The organism is Bacillus sp. NTK034, assembly GCF_017303275.1.
Taxonomy (GTDB): Bacteria; Bacillota; Bacilli; order Bacillales; family Cytobacillaceae; genus Cytobacillus.
In genome coordinates this window covers 1-17,241 of the sequence record NZ_JAFKOJ010000022.1, presented here as the reverse complement: position 1 = coordinate 17,241, position 17,241 = coordinate 1, and the positions used below count along the sequence as shown (strand labels likewise).

Genomic DNA, 17,241 nt, shown 5'->3' with positions numbered 1-17,241 from the left:
GTTGGGGGCTGTCCCCCTGTGAGAGTAGGACGCTGCCGGGCATATGAAAGAGCACCTGATGGGTGCTCTTTTTTGTGTGCTTGGATGAGTTACGGTACCTAATATCTTATTGCGTCCCATTCACTCTTATATGTGCCAGAATTGAATGATATGCGCCACTTCGTATTGCATTTTTATAAGTCAAATCCGTTCTCACCAAAGATGGATTGTGCCAAAGGTGTGATAAACTTCAATATATGCGAGATAAAATTGAATTCCTGCTAGATAAAATCAAAAACCTGTTACATAAAATCACTTTCTAGCTAGATAAATTCAATACATGCTAGATTAGCACCACGGAATGCTTCAGATAAATCCCCGGTCTGTTAGCAAACACCATTACACTCTGATCCCTCTGTAATGCCCAGCAAAGACTAAGGTAAACACACAACGTAAATGCTTAAAATTTCTTATCAGCCAAATACTGATAAATCAGATATGGCCCCTTTGCAGATGTTATCTGAAGAAATGTTTGAATAAAAGGATAGTCTTTATTCGGCATCATTTTGATGAGTTCGCTCCACCATTCTGTTTCATATCGGGCAATCATGCTTAAGTTATACAGCAGCAGGAAATGAATAAGAAGTTCAGGAAAATCAATCAGGCCGTCTTTAGCAAGCGGAAAGAAAAACTTTCCGGCATCAGGACTATATCTTAAGGGCTTATAATTATATGTATTCAATTTTTTTACAGAAAATTTTAGTTCTGAATCAGCTGACTCCTGAAAGCATATATTAAAGTCTGATTTTGCCTGCAGATATTCAACAAAGCGGGACTCAGTCATATGAAAGCGATCAAGGATCATACTTGGCAAAATGAATTTATCCTTTTCCAGCTCTGCTTCGAGAAAAGTAGTTCGGCCCTCTGTCTGGCTGTACAAATAATTAAGCTCGGGAATTTGACCAAATAACTCTCCCATCGTTGTTTTTTCGCCTTCCAAATGTTTCATGTGGAACAATTTTTCTCCCATATAAGGGAAAAGCCCGCTTTTTTGAAATTTTACTTCATCCTGAAAAAAATTATATTGCTGCTTTTTTCTTTTCCGGGTAGATACCCCGTGTGCCAAAACAGAAGTAGTCTCCGGATAATTAGGATCAACAGTCAGTATGCAGGCCTTCACAAGGTGAACAAGTCCATAAAAAAAGAGAATCGGCTTGATAACCAATGGTGCCTTCTCTGCCTGCTCGTAGTATACTTGCCCGTGTTCTAGATAGTATATAAAAGGGTAACTGTTTTCATAGCTCTTTTGTTCAGCCTGATCCAGGTTTTGCTTTTGGTAGCATTTCTTTAAAAATTCCTGTGACGTGTTCGCAGAAAAGAAGTATAAAAAGGAGTTTTTAATGTCAAATGAATGTATCAAAGTGAAACCTCCGAATCTTTTGAAAAATCCAACATATCAATCCGTTCTTGACAGTATTTTGTCCAATTGATAACCTACTAATAATATTTTCGAGTCCAGGAGGTCAAAAAAGATGTGGGAAACTAAGTTTGCAAAAGAAGGTTTAACTTTTGATGATGTTTTACTGGTTCCATCGAAATCAGAGGTGCTTCCTCGTGATGTCAGCCTCAAAGTAAATTTGACTGAAAAGATTGCACTCAACATTCCAGTAATCAGTGCCGGTATGGATACGGTCACTGAAGCTGAAATGGCGATCGCTATGGCGCGCCAGGGCGGTTTGGGAATTATCCATAAAAATATGTCTATTGAACAGCAGGCTGATCAGGTGGATAAAGTAAAGCGTTCTGAAAGCGGCGTTATTACTGACCCATTCTTCCTAACTCCAGAACAGCAGGTATTCGACGCGGAGCATTTAATGGGCAAGTACCGGATTTCCGGTGTGCCAATCGTCAATAATACTGAGGAACAGAAGCTTGTTGGCATTTTGACTAACCGTGACCTCCGATTCATTCAGGACTATTCGATAAAAATCTCCGATGTGATGACAAAAGAAAACCTTGTAACAGCTCCAGTTGGAACTACATTGGATGAAGCAGAAAAAATTCTTCAGCAGCATAAAATTGAAAAATTGCCGCTAGTGGATGATGAAGGTGTTTTAAAAGGTTTAATCACTATTAAAGATATTGAAAAAGTTATTGAGTTTCCTAACTCGGCAAAAGATGAGCGCGGACGCCTGCTGGCAGGTGCAGCGGTCGGCGTAACCGGCGACACGATGAAGCGTGTTGAAATGCTTGTTAAATCGCATGTGGATGTCATCGTAGTGGATACAGCACATGGACATTCAAAAGGCGTGCTTGATACTGTACGCGAGATCAGAAACACTTATCCGGATCTGGCCATTATTGCCGGTAACGTTGCAACAGCCGAAGCGACAAAGGATTTGATTGAAGCGGGTGCTGATATCGTAAAAGTGGGAATCGGGCCTGGCTCGATTTGTACAACACGTGTTGTCGCAGGCGTAGGGGTACCTCAGATCACAGCGGTATATGATTGTGCTACTGAAGCACGCAAGCATGGCAAATCAATCATTGCTGATGGCGGAATTAAATATTCAGGCGATATCGTGAAAGCATTGGCAGCAGGCGGACATGCCGTTATGCTTGGAAGCCTTCTGGCCGGTGTTTCTGAAAGCCCTGGCGAAACGGAAATTTTCCAGGGACGCCGCTTCAAGGTATACAGAGGAATGGGTTCTGTTGCAGCCATGGAAAAGGGCTCTAAAGACCGTTACTTCCAGGAAGATAATAAAAAGTTTGTTCCAGAGGGAATCGAAGGGCGCATTGCTTATAAAGGGCCTTTAGCTGATACCATTTATCAGCTTATCGGCGGTATCCGTTCTGGAATGGGCTATTGCGGAACAAAAGATCTTCACGAGCTTCGCGAAAATGCCCAATTCATTAAAATGACTGGTGCGGGCCTAAGAGAAAGCCATCCGCATGATGTGCAGATTACAAAAGAGGCGCCAAACTACTCACTATAATCTATACAAAGCAGGAGAGGGAAACCTTTTCTGCTTTTTTTTCGTCTCTGATAAGGATGATGGCTGTTTTAAGCATCCTGCAGAAGAAATCACTAAATACACGGGAATCAGCCTAGGAAAATACTAATGTATACCAGTGGGCCAATCAAGCCATTAGAGAGGCAGGAATAGGTAATTACTCTATCTATTCTTTGCATCAGAGTTATGATAAAATAACAAAAGTGTATTAAAACGTTGGAGGGCAGTAAAATTGAAGAAAACATTGTACCGTAAGTCTATCGCTGGATTCCTTGCCTTGGTCATGATATTAGGTCTTTTACCTGGTATAAATAAAGCTCATGCAGAAGATATCTTAAATATCAATGCAGATGCTGCTATTTTAGTAGATGCAGAGACCGGAAAAATTTTATATCAAAAAAATGCGGATAAAGTACTGGGCATTGCCAGTATGACAAAAATGATGACAGAATACCTGCTTCTTGAAGCCATTGAAGAGGGCAAAGTAAAGTGGGACCAGGAATATGCAGTAAGTGAGTACGTATGGAAAGTTTCGCAGGATCGCAATCTATCAAATGTCCCATTAAGAAGAGACGGCAAATACAATATCCGTGAATTGTATGAAGCAATGGCTATCTACTCTGCGAATGGAGCAACGATCGCGATTGCAGAAACGATTGCCGGTTCAGAAACTAACTTTGTTAAAATGATGAACGAGAAAGCTGCAGAGCTTGGATTAAAAGAATATAAGTTTGTGAATTCCAGCGGTTTGAACAACCGGGATTTAAAGGGATCTCCTCCTGCAGGCGGTCCTGAAGATGAAAACGTGATGTCAGCAAGAGATACAGCCATGCTGGCCAAAGAATTGATAAACCGATTCCCTGAAGTGTTGGAAACAGCAAGTACCCCTAGAAAGACGTTCAGAGAGGGTACAGATGATGAAATTAAAATGGAAAACTGGAACTGGATGCTTCCGGAACTAGTATATGGCTATGAAGGTGCTGATGGCCTTAAAACGGGAACTACTGACTTTGCCGGGTACTGCTTCACAGGTACTGCCATGAGAGACGGCAACCGCTATATCAGTGTTGTCATGAACGCGAAAGGCGCGAATGGCCAGGCTACCTATAAATCCAGATTCGATGAAACAAAGAAAATGTTCGACTTTGGTTTCAGCAACTTCACGAAAGAAGAAATCGTTCCTGCCAATTATCAGGTGAAAGGCCAGAAAACAGTGCCTGTTACAAAAGGGAAAGAAGATCAAGTCAAGATTTCTTCTAAAGAGGCAATCGAAATGGTAGTGAGAAACGGGGAAAAGGAAAACTTTAAGCCCGTTCTTGTTCTGGATAAAAAGAAATTAAATGAAAATGGCGAATTGACCGCTCCTATTAAAAAAGGAGAAAAAATCGGCTACTTGACCATCGAGTCCAAAGAAGACGGAAAGCTTGAGTTCCTGTCTGATAAAGGAAAAGGCAATATCCAAGTGGATGTTGTAGCCGCTGAAAGTGTTGAAAAAGCAAACTGGTTCGTGCTGACTATGCGCAGTATCGGCGGTTTCTTTGGAGATGTCTGGGGAAGTGTTTCCTCAACTGTAAAAGGTTGGTTTTAAGAAAAAGGGCTTTCCTGTCTTGACAGGAGCCCTTTTTCATTGCATATTTTCAATAGGGAAAATTCCGAGTAAAATAATCTATTTTCCTTTTTTTGAAAAATTATTTTTATCATAATATTTAACCCATCCAAAGCAGATGGTATTTACGAAGGGGGATAAACATGAAGACAGGTACAGATCGTGTTAAACGGGGAATGGCAGAAATGCAAAAAGGCGGCGTTATTATGGACGTTGTTAACGCAGAGCAGGCAAAAATCGCAGAAGAAGCTGGTGCAGTAGCAGTTATGGCACTTGAGCGCGTTCCTTCTGATATCCGTGCAGCAGGCGGTGTGGCACGCATGGCAGATCCTCGTATTATGGAAGAAGTAATGGGTGCAGTTTCAATCCCGGTAATGGCAAAAGCGCGTATCGGCCATATTGTAGAAGCTCGTTTGCTTGAAGCGATGGGTGTCGATTACATAGATGAGAGCGAAGTTTTAACTCCTGCTGATGAAGAATACCACCTTAACAAAAGAGATTACACAGTTCCGTTCGTTTGCGGATGCCGTGATTTAGGCGAAGCAGCACGCCGTATTGGTGAAGGTGCTTCCATGCTTCGCACAAAAGGTGAGCCTGGAACTGGAAACATCGTTGAAGCTGTCCGCCATATCCGCAAGGTGAATGCACAGGTGCGCAAGGTTGTCGGCATGAACGAAGATGAATTAATGACGGAAGCTAAGCTTCTGGGAGCGCCATATGAGCTTCTTTTGGAAATCAAGAGCCTTGGACGCCTTCCAGTCGTAAACTTCGCAGCAGGAGGCGTTGCAACACCTGCAGATGCAGCTCTAATGATGGAGCTTGGTGCTGATGGGGTGTTCGTAGGATCAGGCATCTTCAAATCTGAAAACCCTGCGAAATTTGCGCGTGCCATTGTGGAAGCAACTACACATTACCAGGACTACAAATTGATTGCTGAACTTTCAAAAGAACTAGGCACACCAATGAAGGGAATTGAAATTTCTTCATTGGCTCCTGAAGCACGTATGCAGGAGCGCGGCTGGTAAGGAGAATTGAACATGATAAAGGTTGGAGTATTAGGGCTTCAGGGTGCGGTAAGGGAGCATGTTATCTCTGTAGAAGCATGCGGCGCCGAAGCTGTAGTCATCAAACGCAAAGAGCAGCTTGATGAGGTGGACGGGCTTATTTTGCCTGGCGGCGAAAGCACGACCATGAGACGCTTGATTGATAAATATGATTTTATGGACAGCCTTAAGGAGTTTGCCCAATCAGGAAAGCCGATGTTCGGTACATGTGCAGGCTTAATTCTTCTTGCAACTAATATCATTGGCTATGATGAGCCGCATATCGGTGTGATGGACGTCCAGGTGGAAAGAAATTCATTTGGTCGCCAGCGCGAAAGCTTCGAGGCGGATCTTGATATCGCTGGAGTGGCAGAAGATTTTGCAGCTGTCTTCATTCGAGCGCCGCATATTGTGGAGGCCGGCGAGAATGTTGAAATTCTGGCCAAGCACAATGGACGGATTGTGGCGGCACGTGAAGGCAGATTCCTTGGATGCTCCTTCCATCCGGAACTGACGGATGACCATCGCCTGACAGGGTATTTCGTTGAAATGATCAAAGAGTCCAAGCAATTAGCAATTTGAATATTTTGGTTGCAAAAGGAACATAATTGTAGTACATTATGAATTACAAAATTCTTATAGCTGAAAAGCAATGAGAGGAACTAGTAACAGGAACTTTGTTCTAAAAGAGAGCCGGTGGCTGGTGGAAACCGGTGAATAAACCCTGTGAATCCATCCTCGAGCAAAGCATGGAACACCCGGTACTAATCGGGAAAAGTAAATGCTTTCGGTTAAAACCGTTATGGATTTAAGGTGGAAAGCTTATGCTTTCAACTAGGGTGGCAACGCGGGTAACTCTCGTCCCTTTTTTGGGGACGGGAGTTTTTTGTGTTTTAAACTATTTTGTAGGAGGTACTAAAAATGCTGGACATTAAGTTTTTAAGAGCCAATTTTGAAGAAGTGAAAAACAAGCTTCAGCATCGAGGCGAAGATTTAACCGATCTTGGAAAATTCGAAGATCTGGATGTAAAAAGACGTGAGCTGATTGTAGAAGCAGAGCAGCTGAAGAGCAAAAGAAATGAAGTATCCCAGCAGGTTGCAGCCTTAAAGCGGGAAAAGCAGGATGCAGACCATTTAATCACGGAAATGAGAGAAGTCGGCGATAAAATTAAAGCATTGGATGAGGAGCTCCGCACGGTCGAGGAAGAATTGGATCAATTGCTGCTGAGCATCCCGAACATTCCGCATGAAAGCGTGCCTGTCGGTGAAACAGAAGACGATAATGTGGAAATCCGCAAATGGGGGGAAGTCCGTGAATTTGATTTCGAACCAAAGCCGCACTGGGATGTAGCAACAGATCTTGACCTGCTTGATTTCGAACGTGCCAGCAAAGTAACAGGCAGCCGCTTTGTATTCTACAAAGGTCTTGGAGCTCGCCTTGAGCGTGCGCTATTCAACTTCATGCTGGATTTGCACACAGATGAGCATGGCTATAAGGAGGTTCTTCCTCCGTACATGGTTAACCGTGCAAGCATGACAGGAACAGGACAGCTTCCGAAATTTGAAGAAGATGCTTTCCTGATTGAAAGCGAGGATTACTTCCTGATCCCAACTGCCGAGGTGCCTGTCACCAATATGCACAGGGAAGAAATTCTGAATGCAGATGAGCTTCCGATTAACTATGCGGCATTCAGTGCCTGCTTCCGTTCTGAAGCAGGTTCTGCCGGCCGTGACACACGCGGGCTGATCCGCCAGCATCAATTTAACAAGGTAGAACTTGTGAAGTTTGTTAAGCCTGAGGAGTCTTATGACGAGCTTGAAAAGCTGACCGGCCATGCGGAAAAAGTCCTTCAGATGCTCGGCCTTCCATACCGTGTGATGAGCATGTGTACGGGCGATCTTGGATTCACAGCTGCGAAGAAATACGATATTGAAGTTTGGATTCCAAGCTATAACACGTATAGAGAAATTTCTTCTTGCAGTAATTTTGAAGGATTCCAGGCAAGACGTGCAAATATCCGCTTCCGCCGCGAGGCAAAAGGCAAGCCGGAGCATGTGCACACACTGAATGGATCTGGCCTTGCGATTGGCCGCACGGTGGCAGCTATTCTAGAAAATTACCAGCAGGCTGACGGAAGTGTCATCATTCCCGAAGTATTGCGTCCTTATATGGGTAATCGCGAAGTTATTAAGCCTTAATTGAAGAGCGGATTTTGATCCGCTCTTTTTTTATGAAAATAATGTTGACATACTTATTTAGAAATGATATAGTATTTCTTGTCGATGCGGAGGAATACCCAAGTCCGGCTGAAGGGATCGGTCTTGAAAACCGACAGGCGGGTCAAACCGCGCAGGGGTTCGAATCCCCTTTCCTCCTCCATTTTAATTGACATCTAACACGCGCATAAATATTGGAGATACATAAAACCGCTGATAACCGCAGCGGTTTTTTTGTATATATATTTTTTTCTCTATGTGGGGAGTGTTAAGTTAATCCTCCGCGAAGTAGCCGATATTTTGAAAAATTGACCGATAAATTAGTGCTTTGACCGATACCCTGTGAAAGTGACCGATATAAAGGGAATCTGACCGATATATGTGTGAATGTGGACGATAATACTACTTTTTGAAGGACCGCGGGAAGAATTTCGTCAGCGATCCTCATTTCTGCTGAGTATTCCGAGCCGTTAACTAAAAGAACAGCAAAAAACTGCCGATAATGAATTGAACCAAAAAAGTTAGACAAATATTTTAGGCTATTTGTTGGACCTGAATCCGGTATTCTACTGGATTCAGGTCTTTTAATTTTTTCTTCATGCGTACATTGTTGTAGTAAAAAATATATTCGTGCAATTCCTGAATAAAATGTTCAATACTTTCGAATTCCTGCAGATAGAGAAGTTCTGTCTTAAGTATGCCAAAAAAGTTATTCTCAAGCGTTCGACTTCTTCTATTAGGGATTCATGGCTTTGATTGACTGGCTTATTCTTTTTTCTATCTTTTGTCATGGGAGGTCGCCACTTTTTCTTTGGTAATAGGGCTTCCATTCCTTCTGTTTCGACAGCTCTCCTCCAGGCAAGGATGGTGGAGGGATCGGGAATTTTAAACTTCGCCGCTGTTTCATTCACAGATACCCAATGATCGTCCATATATTTGAGTACCTCCATTTTAAACGCAGCCGTGTAGTTTGTATAACTTTTTCTTAAGGAATCTTCTCCATGTGACTGATATAAATGGAACCATTTCTGTATTGTTTTATGACCAGTACCCAGCTGTTTCCCAATATCTCGGAAAGATAATGTTCCCTTTTCATATTCCTTCACTGCCCATAACTTATCCTTAAATGTAAATTTAGCCAAATTAAAAACTGCACCTCCATTGTTAGTTTTGTGTCTAACAATTTCGGTGCAGTTCAATAATGGCGGTTATTTTTTTAATAATTGAGTTTGTCTTAAGAAGTATGAAATGCGTTCGACAATCGGCTCAATGGATTGCTCGTTCTGAATGATGTCATAGTCATTGATATTCAGGCGCAGGACCGGGCATGCGTTAAAGCTGTTGATCCAGTTTTCGTAGCGCTGGTGCATCTCTTCCCAGTAGGAAATAGGCGTCTGCTGCTCCATCGGACGGCCGCGCTCCTGGATGCGGGAAAGAATGTCATCAAGCGATCCTTCAAGATAAATAAGCAGATCAGGGTGCGGGAAGTATGGTGTCATCACCATCGCATCAAATAAGCTGGTGTAAGTTTCGTAATCTACCTTTGACATGGTGCCTTTTTCATAATGCATTTTCGCAAATATGCCGGTGTCTTCATAAATGGATCGGTCCTGAACAAAGCCCCCGCCATATTCGAAGATGCGCTTCTGGTCCTTGAACCGTTCTGCCAGGAAGTAAACCTGCAGGTGGAAGCTCCAGCGGTTGAAATCTGCGTAGAATTTATCCAGGTAAGGGTTCGTATCAACCTTTTCGAAAGAGGTTCGGAACCCCAGTGCGTCTGCAAGCGCATTGGTCATCGTTGATTTTCCGACTCCGACGGTTCCGGCAATCGTAATCACGGCGTTTGAAGGGATTTCGTATTTCTGCCTTAGATTCATATGTGTATGCTCCTCTTTTTCAATGATGTCGACAATGTATCGAATATATGCATTAGGTCTGCTTCGTTTTTCACAAAATCCAGCTGATCTCCATTGAAGCGGATCACTGGAATATCCGGATGCTGCCTTTCGAACTCATTCATAGCCGTTTCATAATCAAGGGATAATTGCTCGAGATATAGTGGACTGATATTCTTTTCAATTTCACGGCCCCTCAGCTCGATTCGGTCGAGCAATGTTTCAAGGCTTGCATTGAGATAGATAATGACATTTGGCTTTGGCATATCACCTGTCAGTATGTCATAGATCTTCAAATATTTCTGATATTCATTCTGATTTAAAGTGCGCTGGGCAAAAATCAGATTCTTGAAAATATGATAATCAGCCACAACAGGCTTATTTTGAGCTAAGTAGTGATTGTTGATATCAACCAGCTGTTTGTAGCGGTTGCAGAGGAAAAACATTTCAGTCTGGAAGCTCCATTCTTCAATGTTTTCATAGAATTTACCCAAAAAGGGATTTTCATCAACAATTTCTTTTAGCAGTGCGTACTGAAATTTCTCAGAAATCGCTTTAGCGAGAGATGTTTTCCCAACGCCAATCGGCCCCTCTACTGTAATAAAAGGTATTCCCCCCATATTGATCGTCCTCCTGCATTGCTTATTTATCTATAGAAACCGTTTATAGGTACGTTCCAAAACGACACAAAGCTTATTTTAACACAGTATAGAGTGGAAGGGATATGGAATTCAAGCTGGAAATATGAAAATAAGCATATAAAATCTGAATAATAAAAAAAAGCCGCCTGAGAGGCAGCTGCTGAGAAATTACGCTCTTTTTGTAACATTGAAGTTTTCCGTAATCAAGAGCCAATTTTGCGGGAAAGAAAGACCGAGTTTCCAGTAGCTCATTCCCCGCAGCTTCAATTCTTTGATTAAATCGAATTTGGCCTGGATGGAGCGCGCATCCTCAAACCAAACCTCATGTCTTTTCCCGTCAGGTGCAGTGTAGTTAAAAAATGGAGCCTGTGCCTGGTAATCATATTGGATGGCCACATTATTTTCCGCTGCGATTTGTATGGCCTGCTGTGGACTGACTGCTTTTGCGGTGGTGCCCTGGACAAAAGGAAGCGTCCAGTCATAGCCATACAAGTTCTGGCCCATCATGATTTTAGAAGAAGGCATTTCGCTGATCGCATATTCCAAAACCTGCCGCACTGGTCCGATCGGTGAAACAGCCATTGCAGGGCCTCCGCTGTAGCCCCATTCATAGGTCATAATCACGACAAAATCAACAATCTCCCCATGGGCTTTATAATCATGGGCTTCATACCAGAGGCCTTGCTGTTCTGCACTTGTTTTTGGCGCCAAGGCTGTAGAAATCAGCCAGCCTTCCTGCCCGAATCTTGCCTTTGCTTTTCTGAGAAAATTATTATAGGCTTCCCGGTCAGCCGGGCGCAAAAACTCAAAGTCAAAATGTATATCTCTGAAGCCATATTTTTTTGCTGTGGCAGTAATGTTATCCAGGAACTTATTCTGAATCGGCATATCATTTAACAATATTCTGCCGAGTTCATCACTGAACTGATCGTTTTCCTGATTGGTAATAACCATCATCAATACATTATTATTGGCTCTCGCAATGGCCGGGAAATCATTCAGGAGCGGCTCCTTCAAAGAACCATCCCGAAGGGCCTGAAAACTGAATGGGGCCAGATAGGTCAAATAAGGCGCAGCCTCTCTTGCGCTTTCTACCAGTTCAGGGGCGACTGTATCGCCTCTTGGCTCCACATAGGCATTGAACTCTGCACTCGTTTTCGGGCGTGGCGGGATATAAAGGCGGAACCCCACCTGCAGCGGCTGGTTCACCGAAATGCCATTGACAGATGCGAGCTGCTGATAAGAAATGCCGAACCTTCTTGAAATTGAGTAAAGGCTGTCACCAGGCTGAACCCAATAAAAGCTTCCTATTATCGGAATAACAAGCGTCTGGCCGATCACCAGACTATTTGGATTGGGAATTTCATTTGCCTCAATCAGATCTTCAACCGTCGTTCCGTATGCCTGGGCTATGCCGAACAAGGACTGGTTTTGCTGGATCACATGAATCTGCAATCTATCTCCCTCCCTGAAAAACGCGTCTTAGAACACTACTGCCATTTTATGAAGGAAACATAGAAGAAATGTTATAATTGTTTTCAGAGAAGGAAGATATATTGGCCTTTAATACGTTTTCCATCATCTTTAAGGAATTTTCATTATCGTGGTCATCATTAGAAACGGTGCAGTCATGTGGTATATGTAAATGATATTCTCTCATATAGGCATCATTGGCCGAAAAAAGGACACAGATATTGCCGGCGATTCCCGTCATGACAAGCATGTTGACGCCGAGCTGGTGCAAAAGGGTATTTAAGGCAGTGCCATAAAAGACTGAATGCTTTGGCTTTATTAAAAAATAATCATCCAGTGACGGGTGCATCTCACGAAGGATAGGCGCGCTCACAGGATTGCGGCAATGATCCATAATTGTATCCAGATCAGCCTGCCAGAGATTATAATGATCATTCACATAAATGACCGGGAGATCCTGCTCATAAAAAGCAGTCTTGAACTCATTGATGGGTTTTGCGATATACAATGCTTTTTCAGCAAGTATCTTTCCATGGTCAAAATTAAAGTCGTTAATCATGTCAATAATGATAAGAGCCGGTTTATAGGCTTGCGGATTTTTCATAGTATCGCTCCTTTAAGCTTATTTTTCGTAAGAGGGGCGGCTTTTACACAGATGTTAAGAGAAGGAATGAAGATAATTGATACAAGCATCATTCACTGAAGATGAACTGTATATGCGGGAGGCCATTAAAGAAGCAAAGCTGGCGGAGGGGCTGGAAGAAGTTCCGATTGGCGCAGTCATTGTCCTGGACGGGGAAATTATTGCCCGGGCACATAATTTGAGAGAAGTGAATCAGACTGCGATTGCGCATGCGGAATTGCTTGCCATTGATCAGGCATGTAAAAAACTCGGAACCTGGAGGCTGGAGAATGCCATTCTTTATGTTACCTTGGAGCCTTGTCCGATGTGTTCGGGGTCCATCATCTTATCGCGTATTAAAAAGGTAGTGTATGGGGCTAAGGATCCAAAGGGCGGATGTGCCGGGACGCTTATGAATCTATTGCAGGATGAGCGGTTCAATCACCAGAGTGAAGTTGTGCCAGGGGTGCTGGAAGAAGAATGCGGCGAGATGCTTTCGAGCTTTTTCAGAGGGTTGCGAAAGCGCAAGAAAGAAGAGAAAAAAAGAAGGCAATTGCTGCAGATGGAACTTGATACAGGAATTGACAATGGTTAGGCATTGCTTTTTCACCTAAATGTTAGTATACTTATAAATGCGTCGGACAAAGACGCAACTAAATATGGTATCAACTTTGCCGTGCTAGGCGGGGAGGTAGCGGTGCCCTGTACTCGCAATCCGCTCTAGCGAGGCTGAATCCCTTCCCGAGGCTGATGTCCTGTAGGGCCTGCCTTAAGTAAGTGGTGTTGACGCCCGGGTCCTGCGCAATGGGAATCCATGAATCATGTCAGGTCCGGAAGGAAGCAGCATTAAGTGGAAGCTCCCATGTGCCGCAGGGTTGCCTGGGCCGAGCTAACTGCTTAAGTAACGCCTATGGGCGTCAGTCGACGGAAGGTGCACGGCAGTTTATATTGTAATTAAAACTCATCCTTTAGCGGGGTGGGTTTTTTGTTTTAATTATTTGCTCTAGGTTTTGTAAAAAGGAATTTAGATACGTTATAATAGATGAAGGACTATACATAGGAAGGGGGCGTGTCAGTGAGTTATCAAGCTTTATATCGTGTTTGGCGTCCGCAGCAGTTTATCGATGTTGTCGGGCAGGAACATGTGACAAAGACTTTGCAAAACGCCCTGCTTCAGGAGAAGATATCACACGCCTATTTGTTTTCCGGCCCCCGCGGAACCGGTAAAACAAGTGCAGCAAAAATTCTTGCAAAGGCTGTTAACTGTGAGAAGGCACCTGTCACTGAACCGTGCAATGAGTGTGCAGCCTGCAGAGGCATTACAGACGGTTCGATCCCTGATGTCATTGAAATTGATGCTGCCTCTAATAATGGTGTAGAAGAAATCAGGGATATCAGGGACAAAGTGAAATATGCCCCAAACGCTGTAAAGTATAAAGTTTACATCGTCGATGAGGTGCATATGCTTTCTATTGGAGCTTTCAATGCCCTGTTAAAGACGCTTGAAGAGCCGCCTAAGCATGTCATTTTTATTTTAGCCACAACGGAGCCTCATAAAATTCCGCTAACGATTATTTCCCGGTGCCAGCGATTTGATTTTAAAAGGATTACTGCTCAGGCGATAACAGGAAGAATGAAGCTGATTGCGGATGAAACAGATGCATCATATGAGGACCAGGCAATGCAGATCATCGCGAGAGCTGCAGAAGGCGGTATGCGTGATGCTCTTAGCCTGCTTGATCAGGCAATTTCCTTCAGCCAGGATCGCGTTACAGTAGAAGATGCCCTGTCTGTGACAGGTGCAGTATCGCAAGGATTTCTAAATAAACTGGCAAGAGCGGTTAAAGACAGGGATGCCGCAGCCGGGCTGGAATTTCTGGAAGAGCTTCTTTTTCAGGGAAAAGATCCATCCCGTTTTATAGAAGACTTTATTCTGTATTACCGGGATATGCTTTTATATAAAGCAGCTCCAAGGCTGGAGGAATCATTGGAAAGAGTCATGCTTGATGAAGACTTCCAGCAGCTTGCCCAGGAAGTGGAGCCGGAAGAGCTATATGAGCTTATTGAGGTACTGAACAAAGCCCAGCAGGAAATGCGATGGACCAACCATCCGAGGATTTTCCTGGAGGTGGCGATTGTGAAGCTGTGCCAGCTTGAACAGCGAGAGAGAGCAGGACAGTCTGCAGACATCAAGCCGCTGATGCAAAAAATCGAACAGCTTCAGCATGAGCTGGCGGAATTAAAGAAAAACGGCATAGCGGTGAAAGATGATGGAGCTCCTGCTGTACAGAAAAAAACACAGAGAAGTTCACGAAAAGGATTCCAGGCACCAGTTGGAAAAGTGAATGAAGTACTGAAACAGGCAACGAAAAACGACCTGGTAGCTGTAAAGAGCCGCTGGGGCGAAATGCTGAACCTTCTTGTTCAAAACCAGATGCGCTCTCAGGCGGCGCTTCTCAATGAAGCAGAACCTGTTGCCGCATCCGAAACAGCACTTATCGTAAAATTCAAATATGAAATTCACTGTCAAATGGCCATGGATAATGCGAAATTCCTCGACACACTGGCGAATGTCCTGTTTGAGCTATTAGGCAAGAGATTGCAGCTGGTCGGCATTCCGGATGAACAATGGCAAAGTGTCAGGGAGGATTTCCTGCGCAGCCAGCGTGACGGAGATGAGTCTGGCGAGGGCTTCGGCAGAACTGAGGAAGAGCCCCATGTGGCTGAAGCAGTCAAGTTATTTGGCGCTGAACTAATTGAAATTAAAGAATAGAAAATAGTTGGAGGTATGTGAAATGCGCGGTGGAATGGGAAATATGCAAAATATGATGAAGCAAATGCAGAAAATGCAAAAGAAGATGGCACAGGCACAGGAAGAGCTTGGCGAAAAAAGAATTGAAGGAACAGCTGGCGGCGGAATGGTGACTGTCATTGTATCCGGACATAAACAAGTATTAGAAGTAAATATTAAAGAAGAAGTTGTTGATCCGGAAGATATTGAAATGCTTCAGGACCTTGTTCTGGCGGCAACTAACGATGCACTGAAAAAAGCGGATGACTTAACAAACGACACAATGGGCCAATTTACTAAAGGAATGAACCTGCCGGGAATGTTTTAATTAAACGTCCTGAAAGAATTCTTTCTTGCATGTTTTATCTATAATAGAGATATGCACGAAAGAACGGACAGGCTGAGCGCCAGCGAACATAGTCTGATGGGAATCTTCATCAGGCCGTCATGCTCGCGGCGCTTTTCCTTTTCATATAGGAGGAAATCATACATGCATTATCCTGAACCGATATCAAAGCTGATTGACAGCTTTATGAAATTGCCCGGAATCGGCCCAAAAACGGCTGCGCGTCTGGCGTTTTTTGTTTTGAGTATGAAAGAAGATACTGTGCTGGATTTTGCCAAGGCACTTGTCAATGCGAAAAGAAATTTATCTTACTGCTCTGTCTGCGGACATATCACTGATCAGGACCCTTGTTATATTTGTGAGGACCAGAGACGCGACCGGTCAGTAATCTGTGTGGTCCAGGATCCGAAGGACGTTATTGCCATGGAAAAGATGAAGGAATATAACGGACTGTATCATGTCCTTCACGGAGCCATTTCTCCAATGGATGGAATAGGGCCTGAAGATATCAATATTCCTGATTTACTAAAGAGGCTTCAGGATGAAACAGTCCAGGAAATTATTCTTGCCACCAATCCAAATATTGAAGGGGAAGCAACAGCCATGTATATCTCCCGCCTGATCAAGCCATCCGGCATAAAGGCTACCCGGATTGCTCATGGCCTGCCAGTAGGCGGAGACTTGGAATATGCGGATGAAGTAACGCTTTCGAAAGCGTTAGAGGGCAGAAGAGAAGTTTAAGCACGGAGGCGGAATTTATGTTTTTTCGCAGGAAAGGATGGCTTCGGAGCGAGTTTGATGAGAAGCTTTTGGAGCAGCTGAACAGATTGAAAACAGATTGGAACAACCAGAAATCACTAGTGGAAAAGAGCTTTGATCCTTCCCCGGAAGCAATCAGCCAGGCAAAGCTGGCCGAAGCTAAATACTTTTTTCTATTCAGGGAAGCTAAAAAGAGAAATGTAAAAGTCAGAATCTAGTTTGTTCCCGTTGCGGAAAGAAAATCGTTCAATACAAAATACTTGTCCTCCTCTCAGGTCTTTTTTGTACGCGCTAATCATAAATTAGTAGTACAAGTTTCCTGAGAGGAGGATTTTTCTTTTGGACCCTATTGCAGTAATCTCCATTTTAGGAGGGTTAATCTTATTGCTTCTATTTATAGGTGCCCCATTAAAACCTGTAAGGTTCATAGGGCAGGGAGCCATTAAACTGATTATAGGAGCCCTCTTTTTATTTTTTTTAAATGCATTTGGCAATCAGGTTGGCATACATGTACCCATAAACCTTGCCACTTCGGCCATTTCCGGATTTCTAGGCATACCTGGATTGTTTGCGCTTGTTGCCATACAGACATGGATTATGTAATTGGACAGCCGTTCGAAGCGGCTGTTTTTATTTATAATTTTTTTTAGTGATTCTGTTGACAGATCTTAGCGCTGGTGATAATATATTAAAGGTCGTCACCATGACGTAATGAAAAAACATCTTAAAAAAGATGTTGACATTTATTCGTGAGAATGATATATTAATAAAGTCGCTTCTGAGCGGCGGATTGATCTTTGAAAACTGAACGAACAAAAACGTCAACGTTAATTCTTTAGTCTTTTTTGAAAAGAC

16 protein-coding genes, 1 tRNA gene, 1 other RNA gene, 2 pseudogenes and 1 other annotated feature are annotated in these 17,241 nt (G+C 43.4%); of the genes and pseudogenes, 13 read left to right on the top strand and 7 right to left on the bottom strand.

Annotation, left to right across the window (positions count from 1 at the left end; all coding sequences use genetic code 11):
* Positions 1–439 precede the first annotated feature (439 nt).
* Complete coding sequence (locus JI665_RS27975) at positions 440–1,399, bottom strand: YaaC family protein (RefSeq protein WP_206846196.1); 960 nt, start codon at positions 1,397–1,399, stop codon at positions 440–442.
* A gap of 112 nt (positions 1,400–1,511) precedes the next feature.
* On the opposite strand from JI665_RS27975, the gene guaB reads away from it, so the two are divergent.
* From guaB to JI665_RS27945, 6 genes are all read left to right on the top strand, one after another.
* Positions 1,512–2,975: an IMP dehydrogenase gene (guaB, locus tag JI665_RS27970; protein ID WP_206846194.1), complete on the top strand. Its 1,464-nt coding sequence runs from the start codon at positions 1,512–1,514 to the stop codon at positions 2,973–2,975.
* Positions 2,976–3,276: 301 nt separating this feature from the next.
* Positions 3,277–4,581 carry a D-alanyl-D-alanine carboxypeptidase family protein gene (locus JI665_RS27965; RefSeq protein ID WP_244671348.1) on the top strand — a complete coding sequence of 435 codons (1,305 nt, stop codon included), beginning with the start codon at positions 3,277–3,279 and terminating at the stop codon, positions 4,579–4,581.
* Between the two features lie 161 nt (positions 4,582–4,742).
* Positions 4,743–5,624: a pyridoxal 5'-phosphate synthase lyase subunit PdxS gene (gene pdxS / locus JI665_RS27960; RefSeq protein WP_009336764.1), complete on the top strand. Its 882-nt coding sequence runs from the start codon at positions 4,743–4,745 to the stop codon at positions 5,622–5,624.
* Between the two features lie 12 nt (positions 5,625–5,636).
* Positions 5,637–6,224, top strand: coding sequence for a pyridoxal 5'-phosphate synthase glutaminase subunit PdxT (gene pdxT, locus JI665_RS27955; RefSeq protein WP_206846188.1), 588 nt, complete (start codon positions 5,637–5,639; stop codon positions 6,222–6,224).
* Positions 6,225–6,285: 61 nt separating this feature from the next.
* Positions 6,286–6,511: a binding site (T-box leader), on the top strand.
* Between the two features lie 52 nt (positions 6,512–6,563).
* Entirely contained in the window at positions 6,564–7,841 is a 1,278-nt protein-coding gene (gene serS, locus JI665_RS27950; RefSeq protein ID WP_061794434.1) for a serine--tRNA ligase, read from the top strand.
* An 88-nt stretch (positions 7,842–7,929) separates the two neighbouring features.
* A tRNA-Ser gene (locus JI665_RS27945) sits at positions 7,930–8,022 on the top strand.
* 371 nt (positions 8,023–8,393) lie between these two features.
* Here the strand turns inward: JI665_RS27945 and JI665_RS28815 are convergent.
* From JI665_RS28815 to JI665_RS27920, 6 genes and pseudogenes are all read right to left on the bottom strand, one after another.
* Positions 8,394–8,570, bottom strand: a pseudogene (locus JI665_RS28815) (IS3 family transposase); the annotation flags it as partial.
* A 98-nt stretch (positions 8,571–8,668) separates the two neighbouring features.
* Positions 8,669–8,809: pseudogene (locus JI665_RS29155) on the bottom strand (helix-turn-helix domain-containing protein); the annotation flags it as partial.
* A gap of 258 nt (positions 8,810–9,067) precedes the next feature.
* Positions 9,068–9,736: a deoxynucleoside kinase gene (locus tag JI665_RS27935; RefSeq protein ID WP_035333477.1), complete on the bottom strand. Its 669-nt coding sequence runs from the start codon at positions 9,734–9,736 to the stop codon at positions 9,068–9,070.
* Positions 9,733–10,374: a deoxynucleoside kinase gene (locus JI665_RS27930; protein WP_206846185.1), complete on the bottom strand. Its 642-nt coding sequence runs from the start codon at positions 10,372–10,374 to the stop codon at positions 9,733–9,735. The genes JI665_RS27935 and JI665_RS27930 overlap by 4 nt, the downstream gene beginning before the upstream one ends.
* A 189-nt stretch (positions 10,375–10,563) precedes the next feature.
* Positions 10,564–11,850 carry a LysM peptidoglycan-binding domain-containing protein gene (locus tag JI665_RS27925; protein ID WP_206846183.1) on the bottom strand — a complete coding sequence of 429 codons (1,287 nt, stop codon included), beginning with the start codon at positions 11,848–11,850 and terminating at the stop codon, positions 10,564–10,566.
* 46 nt (positions 11,851–11,896) lie between these two features.
* Positions 11,897–12,472 (bottom strand): isochorismatase family cysteine hydrolase, encoded by a 576-nt coding sequence (locus JI665_RS27920; protein ID WP_206846182.1) that lies wholly within the window; start codon positions 12,470–12,472, stop codon positions 11,897–11,899.
* A gap of 76 nt (positions 12,473–12,548) precedes the next feature.
* On the opposite strand from JI665_RS27920, the gene tadA reads away from it, so the two are divergent.
* The 7 genes from tadA to JI665_RS27885 all read left to right on the top strand — a co-directional run bounded on the left by tadA (position 12,549) and on the right by JI665_RS27885 (position 16,989).
* Positions 12,549–13,085 (top strand): tRNA adenosine(34) deaminase TadA, encoded by a 537-nt coding sequence (tadA, locus tag JI665_RS27915; RefSeq protein ID WP_206846181.1) that lies wholly within the window; start codon positions 12,549–12,551, stop codon positions 13,083–13,085.
* Positions 13,086–13,164: 79 nt separating this feature from the next.
* Positions 13,165–13,429: signal recognition particle sRNA large type (gene ffs, locus JI665_RS27910), an RNA gene on the top strand.
* Between the two features lie 136 nt (positions 13,430–13,565).
* Entirely contained in the window at positions 13,566–15,263 is a 1,698-nt protein-coding gene (gene dnaX / locus JI665_RS27905) for a DNA polymerase III subunit gamma/tau (protein ID WP_206846180.1), read from the top strand.
* A 22-nt stretch (positions 15,264–15,285) separates the two neighbouring features.
* Complete coding sequence (locus JI665_RS27900; protein ID WP_053433273.1) at positions 15,286–15,609, top strand: YbaB/EbfC family nucleoid-associated protein; 324 nt, start codon at positions 15,286–15,288, stop codon at positions 15,607–15,609.
* A gap of 162 nt (positions 15,610–15,771) precedes the next feature.
* Complete coding sequence (recR, locus tag JI665_RS27895) at positions 15,772–16,368, top strand: recombination mediator RecR (protein WP_009336775.1); 597 nt, start codon at positions 15,772–15,774, stop codon at positions 16,366–16,368.
* A gap of 17 nt (positions 16,369–16,385) precedes the next feature.
* Entirely contained in the window at positions 16,386–16,604 is a 219-nt protein-coding gene (locus tag JI665_RS27890) for a YaaL family protein (protein WP_206846178.1), read from the top strand.
* A 121-nt stretch (positions 16,605–16,725) separates the two neighbouring features.
* Entirely contained in the window at positions 16,726–16,989 is a 264-nt protein-coding gene (locus tag JI665_RS27885) for a pro-sigmaK processing inhibitor BofA family protein (RefSeq protein WP_206846176.1), read from the top strand.
* The last annotated feature ends 252 nt before the right edge of the window (positions 16,990–17,241 follow it).